This is a genomic window from Arenimonas sp. SCN 70-307 (assembly GCF_001724815.1).
Taxonomy (GTDB): domain Bacteria; phylum Pseudomonadota; class Gammaproteobacteria; order Xanthomonadales; family Xanthomonadaceae; genus Arenimonas.
This window is the reverse complement of record NZ_MEDO01000014.1, coordinates 96,201-111,782: the sequence shown is the minus strand read 5'-3', so window position 1 is coordinate 111,782 and position 15,582 is coordinate 96,201. Positions and strand designations below refer to the sequence as shown.

The window sequence follows — 15,582 nt, the reverse complement described above, 5'->3', positions numbered from 1 at the left end:
ATGCGCCACGCCCTGGTCCGCCGACTCGCCCTGATGCCGCTGCTGCTGACGCTTGCCGCCTGCCAGCCCGAACCGGTGGACCCGGCGAAGGACGAGGTGGCCGGCGCGGCGCTGCTGGCGCAGTACGAAACGGCCCGCGAAACCGGCGACTTCGAGATCGCCGAGATGCACGCCGACGCACTGGCCGACCGCCACGGCCGCACCGAGGCCGCGGCCACGATGCGCAGGACGATAGGCGACGTGCGCGGGCAGGCCGAGGCCATGCGCGAGCAACGCCGCCTGATCGCGCTGTGGGACTACCAGTCGGTCGCCGTCGACGGCGGCACCCAGCACACCGCCGCGCTCTACAGCCGCGTGGACGACGAGTTCCTGGAGGAAGGCATGCCGGCGCCGACGCCCGACGCCCGCCTCGTGCTGCGCCGGCATCCGGCCTGGGGCGTGAGCGCCTACCTGGTGCTGGAAATGGGCGAACTGCGCTGCGGCCCGCCGTGCACGCTCTCCATCCGCTTCGACGACGCGCCGGCGCGCGCCTTCGCCGGCGAGCCGGCCGACACCGGCACCGGCCCGGCGCTGTTCATCCAGGACGAGGCGGCCTTCCGCGAAGCGATGCAGCAGGCCCGCAGAGTGCGCATCGAACTGCCGCGCTCGGGCGCGCTGGTGCCGGTGTTCGAGTTCGAAGTGGCCGGATTCCGGCCGGCGCTGTACCGCGAGGACTGAGCGCAGCCGCTCAGGCGACGGGCAGGGTCGTCAGCACCAGCCCGTCGGCATCCACGCGCAGCACGCTGCCCTGGTCGTACCAGTCGCCCAGCACGACGCGCTGCGCGGGCCGGCCGGCGACCTCCAGCGAGTGGATCGCCGGGCGGTGCGTGTGGCCGTGGATGAGGCGGCCGACGCCGTGCAGCGACATCGTCGCGGCGACCGCGGCGGGATTCACGTCGGTGATGGTTTCCGACAGGCCCTGCTGGTGCTCGCGGCTGGCGGCGCGCGCCTGCGCGGCGAAGGCCTGGCGCGCGGCCAGCGGCTGGGCCAGGAAACCGGCCTGCCATTCCGGGCTGCGCACCTGGCGGCGGAAAGCCTGGTAGGCGGCGTCGTCCGTGCACAGCAGGTCGCCGTGCATCAGCAGCGTGGGCACGCCCTGCAGGTCCAGCACGCAGGGGTCGGGCAGCAGGGTGGCGCCGCAGCGTTCGGCCATGCGCTGGCCATAAAGGAAGTCGCGGTTGCCGCGCATCAGGAACACCGGCACGCCGGACGCCGACAGCGCCTTGAGCGCCGCGCAGACGCTGGCGCCCGGCTCGCCGGGGTCGTCGTCGCCGACCCAGGCCTCGAACAGGTCGCCGAGGATGTACAGGCCATCGCAGTCGCGCGCTTCGCCGGCGAGCAGCGCGAGGAAGGCGGCGGTGGTCGCCGGGCGCGCGGCGTCCAGGTGCAGATCGGAAACCACCAGCTGGCTCATGGCGCGGCGGGGTCGAGCAGGTCCACGCGCTCGATCAGCACCGGCGTGGTCGGCACCCAGCCGGTGAACGGGCCCTGCGCCCCGGTGGGCGTGGCGGCGATGCGGTCGAGCACGTCCATGCCCAGCACCACGCGACCGAACACGGCGTAGCCGGCGGTGTAGGGGCTGTCGCCGGGGCGGGGGTCGAAGTTGGGGTTGTCGCCGAGGTTGATGAAGAACTGGGTGGTGGCCGATTCGCTGACGCCGCGGTCGCGCGCGGCGGCGATGGCGCCGCGGCGGTTGGACAGACCGTTGCCGGCCTCGTTGGGGATGGGGGCGCGGCTGGGCCGGGGCTGCAGGTCGGGCGTGAAGCCGCCGCCCTGCACCAGCAGGCCGGGCACGACGCGATGGAACACGGTGCCGTTGTAGTGGCCCTCGCGCGCATAGGCCAGGAAGTTCTCCACCGTGCGCGGCGCGGCGACCGCATCGAGCTCGAGCACGATCTCGCCCATCGTCGTCACCAGCCGCACCCGCGGCGGCGGCGCCACCTCCACGGCCTCCGCCTCCGCCTCCGGCACGACCGCGGCAGGCGGTGTCGCGCCCGCGGAAAACGGAAGCAGCAGGGCCAGGGCGAGGAAGAGGCGAAAGTCCATCGCGGCAGTTTATCGCAGGGTTGCTTCAGGTGCCGGGATCGGTCCTGGCGACGGGCCACCGCCGAAGAGGGCCGCCCGCGGGGGTTTGGCGTAAAATGCGCGGCTTACCGAACCTGAGCCTGGCCCGATGACCTGCCGCACCCGTTTTGCCCCCAGCCCGACCGGCTTCCTGCACATCGGCGGCGCCCGCACGGCGCTGTACTGCTACCTCGAGGCGCGGCGCCGGGGCGGCCAGTTCATCCTGCGCGTGGAGGACACCGACCGCGAGCGCAGCACCCAGGCCGCCATCGACGCCATCCTCGAGGCCATGGACTGGCTGGGCCTGGAGTACGACGAGGGCCCGATCTTCCAGACCGCGCGCCTGGACCGCTACCGCGAGGTGGCCGAGCAGATGGTCGCCGCCGGCACCGCCTACTACGCCTACGAGACCAAGGAAGAGCTCGAGGCCATGCGCGAGGCCGCCATGGCCGCCAACCTCAAGCCGCGCTACAACGGCCACTACCGCGACCGCAACGAGCCGTACCGCGACGACCCGAATCGCGTCATCCGCTTCAAGAACCCCATCGGCGGCAGCGTGGTGTTCGAGGACAAGATCAAGGGCCGCATCGAGTGGAGCAACGACGAGCTCGACGACCTCGTCATCTTCCGCTCCGACGGTTATCCGACCTACAACTTCGCCGTCGTGGTCGACGACCTGGACATGGGCATCACCGACGTCATCCGCGGCGACGACCACGTCAACAACACCCCGCGCCAGATCAACATCTACAAGGCGCTCGGCGCGCCGGTGCCGCACTTCGCGCACATGCCGATGATCCTCGACCCCGAGGGCGCCAAGCTGTCCAAGCGCTCGGGCGCGGCCAACGTGATGTCGTACAAGGAAGAGGGCTACCTGCCGCATGCGCTGGTGAACTACCTCGCGCGCCTGGGCTGGTCGCACGGCGACCAGGAGATCTTCAGCCGCGACGAGCTCAAGTCGCTGTTCGCCATCGAGGACGTGAACCAGAAGGCCTCGCGCCTGGACCCGGCCAAGCTCGGCTGGCTCAACCAGCACTACCTCAAGACCGACGACCCGGCCGAGGTGGCGAAACACTTCGAACCCCAGCTCCTGGCCGCCGGCTACGACCTGTCCAAGGGCCCGAATCCGGCCGACGTGGTCGTCGCCCTGCGCGACCGCGTGCAGACGCTGAAGGAAATGGCCGAACGCGCCGCGGTCTGGTACCAGCCGCTGACGGCGTACGACGACGCGGCCGTGGCCAAGCACCTGGTCGCCGCCGCGCGCGCGCCGCTCGCCGAGGTGCGCGCCCGCCTGGCCGCGCTGGACGAGTGGAGCGCCGAGTCGGTGCACGGTGCCCTGCAGGCCACCGCCGAGGCCCTGGGCCTGGGCCTGGGCAAGATCGCCCAGCCGCTGCGCGTGGCCATCACCGGCACCCAGGTGAGCCCGTCGATCGACCACACGGTGTTCCTGGCAGGCAAGGACGAGGCGCTGGCGCGCATCGATGCCGCCATCGCCAAACTCAATTGATTTGTGGGGGCCAAGGCCCCAACCTAGGCCCATGCCCCGCAAGCAGCACGCCCACGCCCACGACTGCACCGATCCTTCGCACCACGTGCATTCGGCCGGTGACTACGTGCGCGCGGTCGAGGAGGCCTGCGCCGAGCGCGGCCTGCGCCTGACGCCGCTGCGGGCCCAGGTGCTGGGCCTGATCGCCGACGCCGGCAAGCCCGTGAAGGCCTACGACCTGCTCGACGCGATGAAGGAAGTCAACGGCTCGAGCGCGCCGCCCACGGTGTACCGTGCGCTCGACTTCCTGCTCGAGCAGGGCTTCATCCACCGCCTGGCCTCGGTGAACGCCTTCGTCGGCTGCCACCACCCGAACCAGCGCCACTCCGTGCCCTTCCTGATCTGCGACCAGTGCCAGGCCGCGATCGAGCTCGAGGACGAGCGCATCACCGGCCTGCTCGACGAGCAGGCGCGGGCCCTGGGCTTCACGCCGCGGGCCCAGACGCTGGAGGTGCACGGCCTGTGCAAAGCCTGCGCCTCCACCTGAGGCCGCTGGCGCTGGCGGCGGCCCTGGCCGCCGGCCCGCTGGCCGCCCAGGACTTCCCGATCGAGCCGCCCGGCGGCGACGCGCCCGCGCCACCGGCCGGCCTGGCGCTGCCGGACGATTTCCTCGCACCGCAGGCGCAGCTGGTCACGCCGCTGGCCATCCTCGACCGCCTGGTCGTGCCCGGCACGCGCATGCAGCTCGAGTGGCGCCCGCCCGGCGGCATCAGCACGGCCGAGATCCCCAGCCCGGTGGTGGTCACGCGCGGCGCGCTGGCCGGCCCGGTGCTGTGCCTGGTGGCCGGCGTGCACGGCGACGAGATCAACGGCATCGAGATCGTGCGCCAGCTGTCGCACTCGCTCGATCCCACCCGCCTGTCGGGCACCGTGATCGGCGTGCCCATCGTCAACGTGCACGGCTATTCGCGCGGCTCGCGCTACCTGCCCGACCGCCGCGACCTCAACCGCTTCTTCCCGGGCACGCGCCAGGGCTCGATCGCCTCGCGCATCGCCAACGCCTTCTTCCAGGACGTGGTCAGCCACTGCGACATGCTGGTGGACTTCCACACCGGCTCCTTCGAGCGCAGCAACCTGCCGCAGGTGCGCGCCGACCTCACGCGCCCGGAAGTGCTGGAATTCAGCCGCCACTTCGGCAACACCGTCGTGCTGCACAGCCCGGGCAACAAGGGCATGCTGCGCGTCGCGGCCACCGCGGTCGGCATTCCTTCGGTCACCTTCGAGGCCGGCTCGCCGGGCCGGCTGGAAACCGCCGAGATCGCCCAGGCCGTCGCCGCCATCGAGCGGCTGATGGTGCATACGGGCATGCGCGAGGATCCCGGCGCGGCCAGTGCCGAAGAGGGGCTCGACCCCGAAGTGATCGCCAAGCGACCCGAGCCGGCGCCGATCTTCCTCGACTCGCGCTGGGTGCGCGCCAATTCCGGCGGCCTGCTGATCAGCGAAGTCACGCTCGGCCAGCACGTGCAGGCCGGCCAGCGCCTGGGCCGGGTGATCGACCCGGTGGCGAACGTCGAGCGCTACCTGCTTGCGCCCGTCGCGGGCCGCGTCATCGGCATGTCGCAGAACCAGGTGGTGCTGCCGGGTTATGCCGCCTACCACCTGGGTATCCAGACCAGCGAACAGCGCGCGGTGCAGGATGCGGGCGAGGCCCGCCCGGTGGTCGAAGAGGATCCGGATCCGGGCGAGCGCCCGGAGGCGCCCGACCCGGCCGCCGGCGAGGATTACGAATAATCCCCGCGCGGCGGCCGCGCTCCGTCAGAAGCTGATGCGCACGCCGCTCATCAGGTTGCGGCCCGGCAGCGGGGCGTAGTCCTTCAGGTAGGAGGTGTGCTGGCGCGCCTCGCGGTCGCCGAGGTTGCGGCCTTCGACGAAGACCTCCCAGCCGGCATTGCCCACGTTCCACTGATAGGCCACGCCGGCGTCCACGAGGGTGTAGCCCTCGGTGGCGCTTTCACCCTCGGCCACGTCGTTCTGGGTGGCCACGCGCACGGCGCCCAGGCGCGCGCGCCACGGACCCTGCTGCCAGACCAGGTCGCTGCCGACGCGGCCCGGGGCGATGCGCGGCAGGCGGCCACCGGCGTCGAGCTTGCCGTCCACGCCGTCGGCGAACAGGCGCAGCTGCCAGCGGCCGCTGGCGTTGTCGGCCAGCTCCACGCCCAGCTCGGCTTCCCAGCCGGTGAACACGGCGTCGCCCTGGGTCCACAGGCGCACGGGCAGGTCGTCTTCCTCCTCGTCGGTGTCGGCGAGGTAGATGAAGTCGTCGAACTGCGTCCGGAACACCGACACGCTGCCCTCGAAGCGGCCCTGGTGCAGGTGCAGGCCGAGCTCGGCGCCCAGCGCGACCTCGTTGTCGAGGCCGGCGTCGCCGATCTCGAAGCTGCCGGTGGCGATGTGCGGGCCGTCGGAGAACAGTTCCTCGGCGGTGGGCACGCGCTCGGCGCGGTTGAGGTTCAGGCTCAGGTGCACGGCATCGCTGAAGCGCCACAGGCCGCCGGCGGCGAGGCTGCTGGCCGAACGGCTGACGGCGTCGGCCTCGGCTTCGGGCGTCACGCGCACGCGATCGTGGCGGGCGCCGAACTCGAGCTTGTACTGGCCGAAGTCCTTCTCCTGGAGCGCGAACAGGCCGATGTCGCGGCTCAGCGACGGCGGCACGAAGGCCTCGTCGCCGATGGCCGAGAAGTCGCGCTCGGAGAACTGCAGGCCGAAGGCGCCGCGCCAGCCGTTGCGCTCGCGCTGCACGGCTTCGAAGCGGGCCTCGAGGCCGTCGTTCTGGAAGCGGGTGCCGATCTCGTCGCCCTCGAGCTCGGTGTGCTCGTAGAGGCTGCGCACCACGCGCCAGTTGATTTCCTCGAGCACGCCCAGATCGCGCACGCCACCGCGGGCCTCGAAGCGGTCCTGGCGCAGGTCGAGGCGCACCACTTCCTCCTCGTGCTCGTGGTCGTGGTCCTCGTCCTCGTGCTCGTCTTCCTCCTCGCCGTGCGCGTGCGCACCCGGCGGGATGCCGTAGTCGCTGCGGTAGGTGCTGGCGCCGAAACCGAACCAGGCGCGCTGGCCGAACCAGCTGCCGCCCACGGCGCCGCCCTGGGTGGTGAGCTCGCTGTTGGGCAGGCGGCCGCGGGCGAAGTGGTCGGGGTCCTCGCCTTCCTCGATTTCCTCGGCGATCTTCGCGTCGGAGAAAGCGTAGCCGGGGATGCGGTAGTCGCTGGCGCTGCGGCGGAAGACGTCGACGTGGAAGGTCAGCGGGCCGGCGTCCATGTCGACGCGGGCCATGCCGGTGCCCGAGTCGTCGACGCTGCCGTGGCGGATCTCGGCGCGGCCGGAGAAGGTGCGCCCCACCTGCGCGGTGGGCACGCGGCCGTCGACCACGTTCACCGCGCCGCCGATGGCGCCGCTGCCGTAGAGCAGGGTGGCCGGGCCCTTGAGCACTTCGACCTGGTCGGCCAGGAAAGGCTCGATGCCGATGGCGTGGTCGGCGCTGACCGTGGACACGTCGAGCGCGCTGTTGCCGTTGGCCAGCACCTGCACGCGCGCGCCCTCGAGGCCGCGGATGACCGGGCGGCCGACGCCGGCGCCGAAGCTGGCGTTTTGCACGCCGGGCAGGCGATCGAGGGTTTCACCGAGGTTGCCGGCCTTGCGGTCGTCGAGCTCCTCGCCGGCCAGTACGTCCACCGGGCGGGCCAGGTCGTCGATGCTCTGGCGCAGCGGCGAGGCCGTCACTTCGATGGCTTCCAGGGTGTGCGGGGTCGTCTTCTTTTCTTCCGACCCGGATTGGGCCCAGGCCGGGGAGGCGAGGGCGAACAGGACGGCCAGGGCGAGCGGGGCGGGGCGGAGTGCTGGGGTCATGGGTTTTCGGTTCGGGTGATGGTTGAGGGAATGTTATACTGTTGCATTACGGAATGTTATACCATTCGCCCATGCCCGCAAGCCCCGCCCCCAGGATCGCCCCCGCCATGTCCTCCATTCCCCGCCCGCGCCTGCGACTGCCCGCGTGGGCCGACCGGATGGGCGCCTGGGGCGCCTTCATTTGCGCGCTGCACTGCGCGCTGGTGCCGGTGGCGCTCGCCCTGGTGCCGGCGCTGGGCCTCGGCCTGGTGGCCTGGCACGGCCTGGAGTGGGCTTTCACCAGCCTGGCCACCGTGCTGGCGGTGCTGAGCCTGTGGATGGGCTACCGCGGCCACCGCGCCTACCACGCCTGGCTGCTGGTGGCGCCGGGCCTGGCCCTGGTCTGGACGGCGCTGCTGTACTCGCCGCTGCATACCTCGGGCCTGCCGCACGCGGCGGCCATGGCCGTGGGCGGCGTGCTGATCGGCATCGCCCACATCGTCAACCTGCGCCTGTCCTACGGCCACAGCCACTGAAACATCCGGGCGGCTTGGTGCGGCGGGGGCGCGATGGTAGGCTACGCGCCCCGCGACACACACTTTCAAGGAAACATCATGGGTAGGGGCGACAAGAAGACCACCAAGGGCAAGCGTTACGCCGCCAGCTACGGCAATGCCCGTCCCCAGTCGGCCACCAAGGTGACCGCTGCGAAGGCTCCGGCCGTCAAGGCCCCGGTCGCCAAGGCGCCGGCCAAGAAGGCCACCAAGAAGGCCGCCGCCAAGTAATACCGCGTTACCCAATGGGGTCAGAGCACCTGGGCGTTGCAAACGCCCATGCGCTCTGGCCCCATTTTCATTTGAGGCGGCGGCCGGCGACGTGGATGGCGTGCACGAGGTCGCCGCCGAGCCAATAAGCCAGTTCCGCCGGGTGGCCGACCTGCCACTGCACGAAGTCGGCGCGCTGGCCGGGCACGAGCCGACCGCGATCGTGCAGGCCCAGGGCGAGCGCGGCATGGTGGGTTGCGCCGCGCAGGGCTTCCTCGGGCGTGAGCCGGAAGTGCGTGCAGGCCAGCGACATCGCCAGCCGCAGCGACTGCAGCGGCGAGGTGCCCGGGTTGAGGTCGGTGGCCACGGCCATCGGCACCGCGCGTTCGCGCAGCGCTTCGATCGGCGGCAGCTTCGTTTCGCGCAGCACGTGGAAGGCGCCCGGCAGCAGCACCGCCACGGTGCCGGCCGCGGCCATGGCGCGCACGGCGTCCTCGCCGGTCCATTCGATGTGGTCGGCCGAGAGACCGCCGAAGCCCGCCACCAGCGCGGCGCCGCCGAGGTCGCTGAGCTGGTCGGCGTGAAGTTTCACCGGCAGGCCGAGCTCACGCGCGGCTTCGAACATGCGGCGCGTTTGTTCCGGCGTGAAGCCGATGCCCTCGCAAAAGGCATCCACGGCATCCACCAGGCCCTGTTCGTGCAGTTTCGGCAGCCAGGCGCAGGCGGCTTCGATGTAGTCGTCGGCGCGGCCCGCGAATTCCGGCGGCAGGGCGTGCGCGGCCAGGTACGTGGTGCGCACGGTGACGCCCAGCGCGTCGCCGATGCGCCGCGCCACGCGCAGCATCCGCTGCTCGGATTCGAAGTCCAGGCCGTAGCCGGACTTGATCTCGATGGTCGTCACGCCGTCGGCCAGCAGGGCGCGGGCGCGCGGCAGCGAGGCCGCCAGCAGCGCGTCTTCGTCGAGGGCGCGGGTGGCGCGCACGCTCGAGGCGATGCCGCCGCCTTCGCGGGCGATCTGTTCGTAGGTGGCGCCCTGCAGCCGGCGCTCGAACTCGCGCGCGCGGTCGCCGCCGAACACCAGGTGCGTGTGGCAATCCACCAGGCCCGGCGTGATCCAGCGGCCGGCGGCCGATTCGACCCGCGCCGCCAGCGCGGCCGGCTCGCCGGGCAACCCGGCGGCGGGACCGGCGTAGGCGATCAGCCCGTCCTTCCAGGCGAGCGCGCCGTCCTCGACCACGCCGTAGGCGCCGAGGTCGTCGCGCAGCGTGGCCAGACGCGCGTCGAGCAGCAGCCGGTCCCAGGGAGGGGCGAGCCGCCCGATCACCGGATGGCCCCCGCGGCACGCAGCGCGGCGGCATCGAAGCCGAGCGCGCGGGTGATTTCTTCGCCGTGCTCGCCCAGCTTCGGCGGTGGACGCTCGAGCCGTGGCGGCGAGGCCGAGAGCTTGATCGGGCTGCCCACCATCGGGATGCCGCCGATTTCCACCCGCATTCCCCGCGCCCTGGCCACTTCGTGGTCCAGCGCCTGGGTGACGGTGTTTATCGGCGCAGCCGGGATGCCGGCGTGGTCGAACAGCGCGAGCCAGTGCGCGGCCGGCTGGCCGGCGAACACCGCCGCCAGCGCCTCGCACAGCGGCCCGCGGTTGGCCACGCGCGCCGCGTTGCTGGCGTAGCGCGCGTCGGCCAGCCAGTCCTCGCGGCCCAGCGCGTGGCACAGCTGGCGCCAGAGCTTCTCGCTGGCCACGGCCAGCACGAACGTGCGGTCGCTGGCGCGGAAGGCCTGGTAGGGCACGATGCTCGGGTGGGTGTTGCCGTAGCGCGGCGCGTCGACGCCGGTGAACAAGGCATTGCCGGCCACGTTGGCCAGCATCGCCAGCTGGGTGTCGAACAGCGAGACGTCGATGCGCTGGCCGCGGCCATCCCGCCCGCGCTGCAGCAGCGCGGCCAGGATGGCGGTGGCGGCGTTCTGGCCGGTGGCCAGGTCGGCCACGGCCACGCCCACCTTCGAGGGTTCGCCATCGGCCGGGCCGGTGATCGACATCAGCCCGGCCTCGGCCTGCACCACGTAGTCGTAGCCCGGGCGCGCGGCTTCCGGGCCGCTGCGGCCGTAGCCCGAGATCGAGCAGTACACGAGGCGCGGGTTGATGGCCGCCATGGCCTCGTAGCCTACGCCCAGCGCTTCGGCGCCGCCCGTTCGGAAGTTCTCCACCAGTACGTCGGCGCCGCGCACCAGCGCCTCGAGCAGCGGGCGCGAGGCCGGGTTGCGCAGGTCGATGGCCAGCGAGCGCTTGTTGCGGTTGCAGCAGGCGAAGTAGGCCGACATGCCGTCGAGGAAGGGCGGGCCCAGGCCGCGGGTGTCGTCGCCGTCGAAGGACTCGAGCTTGATGACGTCGGCGCCCAGGTCGGCCAAGGTCATGCCGCACCACGGCCCGGCGAGCACGCGCGAGAGTTCGAGGACCGTGTAGCCGGAAAGGGCGCCCATGCCGGCATTGTATGCGGCGGCTCGGGCGCCATGCGAAACTGCCGCGATGTCGCCTGCAGCCGCTGCCCAGCCCGCCATGCCCCGCCAGTCCGCCGACGGCCACTGGTGGCTGCCCGGGCTGGCCAACCTGCATTCACACGCCTTCCAGCGCGCCATGGCCGGCCTGGCCGAACGCCAGGGCGACCCGAACGACAGCTTCTGGACCTGGCGCGAGCTGATGTACCGCTTCGCCGGCCGCTTCGACCCCGACACCCTGCACGCGGTGGCCTGCCAGCTCTACGCCGAGATGCTCGAGGCCGGTTACACCACCGTCTGCGAGTTCCACTACCTGCACCACCAGCCCGATGGCCGGCCCTATGCCGACCCGGCGGCGATGTCGAAGGCGCTCATCGCCGCCGCGCGCGACACCGGCATCCGGCTCACCTTGCTGCCGGTGCTCTACATGAGCGGCGGCTTCGACGGCCGCGCGCTGTCGGAGCGCCAGCGCCGCTTCGGCCATGCGCCCGACGACTACCTGGCCCTGCTGCAGTCGCTGCGTGCGCTGCGCGACGACACGCTGGACGTGGGCGTGGCCCTGCACAGCCTGCGCGCCGTGCCCCCGGACGCGATGCAGGCGCTGCTGGTGGCCATCGCCGGCGAGCCGATGCCCATCCACATCCATGTCGCCGAACAGCTGCCCGAAGTGGAGGAGTGCGTGGCCCTGCGTGGTTCGCGGCCGGTGCGCTGGCTGCTCGACAACGCCGGCGTGGATGCGCGCTGGACCCTGGTGCACGCCACCCACCTCGACGAGGGCGAAGTGCGCGGCATCGCCGCCAGCGGCGCCACCGTGGCCATCTGCCCGACCACCGAGGCCAACCTCGGCGACGGTTTCTTCCCGCTGGCCGATTACCTCGCCGCGGGCGGGCACTGGGGCGTGGGCAGCGACTCGCACGTGTCGGTGTCGGTGGTCGAAGAGCTGCGCTGGCTCGAGTACGGCCAGCGCCTGCGCACGCACCGTCGCAACGTGGCGGTGTCGCCGGCCCGGCCCAGCACCGGCGCGCTGCTGTTCCAGCAGGCGCACGCCGGCGGCCTGCGTGCCTGCGGCCAGCCGGCTTCGGCCGGGGATCGCATCGTGCTCGACGGCGACGCGCCCGCGCTCGCGGGCGCGACCGCCGACGACCTGCTCGACCGCTTCGTCTTCGCCGGCAACCGCCCGCTGGTGCGCGAAGTGCACGTGGCGGGCGTGGCCCGCGTGCGCGAAGGCCGCCACGCCGGCTCCGACGCCATCGCCGCGCGTTTCGGCCTGGCGATGCGGCGCCTGCTGGCCGGCTGAGACCCCGCTGGGGCCGCTTCGTCCCCCGCGGACGCGGTTTCGTCGCAAACGCCGGCAGGGCGCCCCGGGCCGGGCCAGGCTGCCAACCTGCCCAACCCGGAGGTGCCCGCCATGTCCCTGGTCCCATCCCTTGCCAGCCTCTCGCTCGCCATGATGCTGTCGGCCCCGGCGGCCGCGGTGGACGATGCCGAGCTCGGCCGCAAGCTCGGCGAGCGCCTGCACGGCGACCGCACCGGTGCCTGTTTCGCCGTCGCGGTGATCGAGGCCGGTGGCGTGGCGCGCGCCTACGGCTGCGCCGACCCCGACGCCGCGCCGCGGATCGGTCCGTCCACCGCCTTCGAGATCGGTTCGGTCAGCAAGACGATGGTCGCGGTCCTGCTCGCGCAGGAAATCCAGGCCGGCCGCGCCTCGCTCGACGACACGCTGGCCAGCTGGCTGCCCGAGGGCACGACCGTGCCCGCCTTCGAAGGCGAACCGATCCGGCTGCGGCACCTGGTCACCCACACCAGCGGCCTGCCGGCCCTGCCGCCGGGCGTGGCCATCACCAATCCGACCGACCCCTACGCCGGCATGCGCGCCGCCGACCTGCACGCCGCGCTCGGCCGGGTGACGCTTTCGCGCCCCCCCGGCAGCGCTTTCGAATACTCGAACTTCGCCGTGATGCTGCTTTCCGAGGCCCTGGCGCGGCGCAGCGGCCAGCCGCTGGAAGCGCGGCTCGACGCAGGCCTGTTCACGCCGCTGGGCATGGACGGCGCGTACCTCGACCAGCGCCCGCAGGGCGTGCAGGCGGCACGGGGCCATGCGCCCAACCGCAGCGCCGTGCCGGCCTGGACCTTCCGCGACGACACCGGCGGCGTCGGTGGCGTGCGCGCCACGCTCGACGACATGGTCGCGTACGTGCAGGCCCAGCTCGGCGAGGCGCCGCAGGCGCTGCAGCCGGCGCTCGACCTCACCCAGCAGCCGGCCTGGACCGGCGGCCAGCCAAGGATGGGCATGGGCTGGTTCCTCGCGCCGCTCAACGGCCGCGCGGTGCATGTCCACGAAGGCGGCACGGGCGGTTTCTCCTCGATGGTCGCCTTCGACCGCGAAGGCGGCCGCGGCGTGGTGGTGCTCTCGGACACCGCGCTGCATTCGCTGGGTGGCCTGGGCAGCCTGGGCCTGCACCTGCTCGACCCGACGGTGCCGCTGGGCGCGCCGCGACGCGAGCAGAAGGCGCCGGCGGAACTGCTCGACGCGCTCGCCGGCGACTACCAGCTGCAGGGCGCGATGAAGATGGCGGTGCGCCGCAAGGGCGATGCGCTCGAGATCCAGGCCGAGGGCCAGCCCGCCTTCGCGATGGGCTACGACAGCGCGGGGGACTTCTACCCGCGGGCATTCGACGCCGTGCTGCGCCCGACGCCCCAGCCCGACGGCAGCCTCGGCTTCGTGTGGATCCAGGGCGGCGGCGTCGTGCCGGCCAGGCGCCTGCCCGCGCGTGGCGCGACCCCCTGAGCCCTCGTTATCCTGCGGCGACCATGAGCGAGCCAGGCACGACCTATTCACTGCGCCAACCGCTGCCCGCCGAAGTGCTGGTGGGCGGCGACGCGCCCTGGAACCGCTACCAACGCTATCCGGTATTCAGCCGCCGCTGGCTGGCCGGGCGTGCGCTGGTGTTCGGCATCGCGGTGCTGTGTTTCGCGCTGCTCTCGGGTTTCGGCATCGCCGCGCTCACCGACGACTGGCTGCGCGGCGCACGGGTCACGGCGCTGCAGGGGGGAGCCTTCTTCCTGATGGCCATGGGCGGGCCGGCGCTGGCGACGGCGGTCCGGCACCGGCGCTGGCCGCGCCGGCGCGAAGCGCGCGTGGTGGTGCTGGCGGTGCTGCTGGGCATGGGCGCGAGCTTCGCCATCGACCGCTGGGCTTCGGGCGAGATTGACCGCACCGTGCGGCCGGCGCTGGTCGAGGCCGGCGTGGTGACCGATCGCGAGCCCGAGGTGGCGCGTTCGGTCAAACCCCTGGCCATGGCCATCAACATCGTCGTGCTCGCGGGCATCTACGGCCTGCTCGGTGGCGGCCTGGCGCTGCGCGCCTACTTCCGCGAGCACCAGCGCTGGCAGTCGGCGCAGCGCACCCGCGAGCTGCGCGCCCTGCGCACGCAGAAGCAGCAGGCCGACCTGCGCCTGGGCCTGCTGCAGGCCCAGGTGGAGCCGCATTTCCTGTTCAACACCCTGGCCTCGGTGCGCGCGCTGGTGCGCCAGGACCCGGCCCAGGCCGAGGCCACGCTCGACGCCCTGGTGGCGCACCTTCGCGCCACCATCCCCAAGCTGCGCGACGGCGAGGCGCTGCTTTATTCCACGCTCGGCCAGCAGCTCGACATCTGCGCCAGTTACCTCGAGCTGATGCGCCTGCGCATGGGCGGGCGGCTGGCTTATGCGGTCGAGGCCGAGCCGGCGCTGCGCGAGCGGCCGTTCCCGCCGCTGCTGCTGATCACCCTGGTCGAAAACGCCATCAAGCATGGCATCGAGCCGCAGCCCGGCCCGGGCCGCGTGGAGGTGCGCGCCAGCCTGCGCGGCGAGCGCCTGGTGCTGAGCGTGGTGGACGACGGCGCCGGCCTGCAGCCGGGCCTGGGCAGCGGCATGGGCCTGGCCAACGTGCGCGAGCAGCTGGCCACGCGCTACGGCGGCGCCGCCAGCTTCAGCCTGCGCAACCTCGCCGGCGGCCGCGGCGCGGTGGCCGAAATCATCGTGCCGCTGGACGCGGCCGGGGAGGGTGCATGAGCCAGGTCACCGCCATCGTCGCCGAAGACGAGGCGCCGCAGCGCGCCGCCCTGCTCGACATGCTCGCCGAGGCCTGGCCCGACCTCGAGGTCGTGGCCGCCTGCGAGGACGGCATCGCCGCGCTCGAGGCCGTGGCCGTGCACCGGCCGCGCGTGGCCTTCCTCGACATCCGCATGCCGGGCGTCTCGGGCCTGGACGTGGCGCGGGCGGTGGTGGCCGCGGGCGGCCAGGTGGTGTTCACCACCGCCTACGACGACTACGCCATCCGCGCCTTCGAGGCCGGTGCAGTCGACTACCTGCTCAAGCCGGTGGCGCCGGCGCGCCTGGCCACCGCCATCGAGCGCCTGCGCGAGCGGCTGGCCGCGCCCCGCGGCGACGACCTGCAGGCCCGGCTCGAGCAGCTCGAGGCACGCCTGCGCCCCGAGGGCGAGCGCCGCATCCGCTGGATCAGCGCCAGCATCGGCGACAACGTGCGCATGCTCGGCATCGACGAAGTGCTGTACTTCCAGGCGCAGGACAAATACGTGCGGGTGGTGGCCGGCGAAGACGAGGCGGTGATCCGCACGCCGCTCAAGGAGCTGCTGGCCGGGCTCGACCCCGAGGAGTTCTGGCAGGTGCACCGCGGCGTGGTGGTGCGGGTGTCGGCCATCGACCGCGTGCGCAAGGACGAGCTGGGCAAGGCGCGCCTGAGCCTGCGCGGCCGCGCCGAGACGCTGCCGGTGAGTTCGGCCTTCCTGCATCGTTTCCGCGGCATGTAGGCGCCTCGCCGTGGGGGGCGATTTATACTGGGCAAATCCC

At 72.6% G+C, this 15,582-nt stretch carries 15 protein-coding genes; 10 read left to right on the top strand and 5 right to left on the bottom strand.

Annotation, left to right across the window (positions count from 1 at the left end):
• Complete coding sequence (locus ABS41_RS06860; RefSeq protein WP_290592237.1) at positions 1–717, top strand: hypothetical protein; 717 nt, start codon at positions 1–3, stop codon at positions 715–717.
• Between the two features lie 10 nt (positions 718–727).
• On the opposite strand, the gene ABS41_RS06855 is transcribed toward ABS41_RS06860, so the two are convergent.
• Together ABS41_RS06855 and ABS41_RS06850 are read right to left on the bottom strand one after the other, a co-directional pair.
• Positions 728–1,453, bottom strand: a complete 726-nt coding sequence (locus ABS41_RS06855) for a UDP-2,3-diacylglucosamine diphosphatase (RefSeq protein ID WP_290592235.1) — start codon at positions 1,451–1,453, stop codon at positions 728–730.
• Positions 1,450–2,085, bottom strand: coding sequence for a peptidylprolyl isomerase (locus ABS41_RS06850; RefSeq protein ID WP_290592233.1), 636 nt, complete (start codon positions 2,083–2,085; stop codon positions 1,450–1,452). The genes ABS41_RS06855 and ABS41_RS06850 overlap by 4 nt, the downstream gene beginning before the upstream one ends.
• A 127-nt stretch (positions 2,086–2,212) precedes the next feature.
• Here ABS41_RS06850 and gltX point away from each other — a divergent pair, with 127 nt between their 5' ends.
• The 3 genes from gltX to ABS41_RS06835 are packed head-to-tail and all read left to right on the top strand — an operon-like array spanning position 2,213 to position 5,380.
• Entirely contained in the window at positions 2,213–3,610 is a 1,398-nt protein-coding gene (gene gltX / locus ABS41_RS06845; protein WP_290592231.1) for a glutamate--tRNA ligase, read from the top strand.
• A gap of 31 nt (positions 3,611–3,641) precedes the next feature.
• Positions 3,642–4,136: a transcriptional repressor gene (locus ABS41_RS06840; protein WP_290592229.1), complete on the top strand. Its 495-nt coding sequence runs from the start codon at positions 3,642–3,644 to the stop codon at positions 4,134–4,136.
• Entirely contained in the window at positions 4,112–5,380 is a 1,269-nt protein-coding gene (locus tag ABS41_RS06835) for a succinylglutamate desuccinylase/aspartoacylase family protein (protein ID WP_290592227.1), read from the top strand. Before ABS41_RS06840 ends, ABS41_RS06835 begins: the two co-directional genes overlap by 25 nt.
• Positions 5,381–5,404: 24 nt before the next feature.
• Here the strand turns inward: ABS41_RS06835 and ABS41_RS06830 are convergent, their stop codons facing one another.
• Positions 5,405–7,492, bottom strand: coding sequence for a TonB-dependent receptor (locus tag ABS41_RS06830; RefSeq protein ID WP_290592225.1), 2,088 nt, complete (start codon positions 7,490–7,492; stop codon positions 5,405–5,407).
• Positions 7,493–7,599: 107 nt separating this feature from the next.
• Here ABS41_RS06830 and ABS41_RS06825 point away from each other — a divergent pair, with 107 nt between their 5' ends.
• Positions 7,600–8,007, top strand: coding sequence for a MerC domain-containing protein (locus ABS41_RS06825; RefSeq protein WP_290592223.1), 408 nt, complete (start codon positions 7,600–7,602; stop codon positions 8,005–8,007).
• 78 nt (positions 8,008–8,085) lie between these two features.
• Entirely contained in the window at positions 8,086–8,256 is a 171-nt protein-coding gene (locus ABS41_RS06820) for a 30S ribosomal protein THX (RefSeq protein ID WP_290592221.1), read from the top strand.
• Positions 8,257–8,323: 67 nt separating this feature from the next.
• On the opposite strand, the gene hutI is transcribed toward ABS41_RS06820, so the two are convergent.
• Together hutI and ABS41_RS06810 are read right to left on the bottom strand one after the other, a co-directional pair.
• Complete coding sequence (gene hutI, locus ABS41_RS06815; RefSeq protein WP_290592219.1) at positions 8,324–9,559, bottom strand: imidazolonepropionase; 1,236 nt, start codon at positions 9,557–9,559, stop codon at positions 8,324–8,326.
• Positions 9,556–10,716: a CoA transferase gene (locus ABS41_RS06810; protein ID WP_290592217.1), complete on the bottom strand. Its 1,161-nt coding sequence runs from the start codon at positions 10,714–10,716 to the stop codon at positions 9,556–9,558. Before ABS41_RS06810 ends, hutI begins: the two co-directional genes overlap by 4 nt.
• A 76-nt stretch (positions 10,717–10,792) precedes the next feature.
• Between ABS41_RS06810 and ABS41_RS06805 the strand changes: the two genes are divergently transcribed.
• The 4 genes from ABS41_RS06805 (at position 10,793) to ABS41_RS06790 (ending at position 15,542) form a co-directional block, all read left to right on the top strand.
• Positions 10,793–12,028 (top strand): formimidoylglutamate deiminase, encoded by a 1,236-nt coding sequence (locus ABS41_RS06805; protein WP_290592215.1) that lies wholly within the window; start codon positions 10,793–10,795, stop codon positions 12,026–12,028.
• Between the two features lie 111 nt (positions 12,029–12,139).
• Positions 12,140–13,519, top strand: a complete 1,380-nt coding sequence (locus ABS41_RS06800; RefSeq protein WP_290592213.1) for a serine hydrolase domain-containing protein — start codon at positions 12,140–12,142, stop codon at positions 13,517–13,519.
• A 23-nt stretch (positions 13,520–13,542) separates the two neighbouring features.
• Positions 13,543–14,784, top strand: a complete 1,242-nt coding sequence (locus tag ABS41_RS06795; RefSeq protein ID WP_290592211.1) for a histidine kinase — start codon at positions 13,543–13,545, stop codon at positions 14,782–14,784.
• Positions 14,781–15,542: a LytTR family DNA-binding domain-containing protein gene (locus tag ABS41_RS06790; protein WP_290592210.1), complete on the top strand. Its 762-nt coding sequence runs from the start codon at positions 14,781–14,783 to the stop codon at positions 15,540–15,542. Before ABS41_RS06795 ends, ABS41_RS06790 begins: the two co-directional genes overlap by 4 nt.
• The last annotated feature ends 40 nt before the right edge of the window (positions 15,543–15,582 follow it).

Coding starts and splice junctions, on each gene's coding strand:
- ABS41_RS06860 (WP_290592237.1), top strand. CDS start 1: ATGCGCCACGCCCTGGTCCGCCGACTCGCCCTGATGCCGCTGCTGCTG.
- ABS41_RS06855 (WP_290592235.1), bottom strand. CDS start 1,453: ATGAGCCAGCTGGTGGTTTCCGATCTGCACCTGGACGCCGCGCGCCCG.
- ABS41_RS06850 (WP_290592233.1), bottom strand. CDS start 2,085: ATGGACTTTCGCCTCTTCCTCGCCCTGGCCCTGCTGCTTCCGTTTTCC.
- gltX (WP_290592231.1), top strand. CDS start 2,213: ATGACCTGCCGCACCCGTTTTGCCCCCAGCCCGACCGGCTTCCTGCAC.
- ABS41_RS06840 (WP_290592229.1), top strand. CDS start 3,642: ATGCCCCGCAAGCAGCACGCCCACGCCCACGACTGCACCGATCCTTCG.
- ABS41_RS06830 (WP_290592225.1), bottom strand. CDS start 7,492: ATGACCCCAGCACTCCGCCCCGCCCCGCTCGCCCTGGCCGTCCTGTTC.
- ABS41_RS06825 (WP_290592223.1), top strand. CDS start 7,600: ATGTCCTCCATTCCCCGCCCGCGCCTGCGACTGCCCGCGTGGGCCGAC.
- ABS41_RS06820 (WP_290592221.1), top strand. CDS start 8,086: ATGGGTAGGGGCGACAAGAAGACCACCAAGGGCAAGCGTTACGCCGCC.
- ABS41_RS06810 (WP_290592217.1), bottom strand. CDS start 10,716: ATGGGCGCCCTTTCCGGCTACACGGTCCTCGAACTCTCGCGCGTGCTC.
- ABS41_RS06805 (WP_290592215.1), top strand. CDS start 10,793: ATGCCCCGCCAGTCCGCCGACGGCCACTGGTGGCTGCCCGGGCTGGCC.
- ABS41_RS06800 (WP_290592213.1), top strand. CDS start 12,140: ATGTCCCTGGTCCCATCCCTTGCCAGCCTCTCGCTCGCCATGATGCTG.
- ABS41_RS06795 (WP_290592211.1), top strand. CDS start 13,543: ATGAGCGAGCCAGGCACGACCTATTCACTGCGCCAACCGCTGCCCGCC.
- ABS41_RS06790 (WP_290592210.1), top strand. CDS start 14,781: ATGAGCCAGGTCACCGCCATCGTCGCCGAAGACGAGGCGCCGCAGCGC.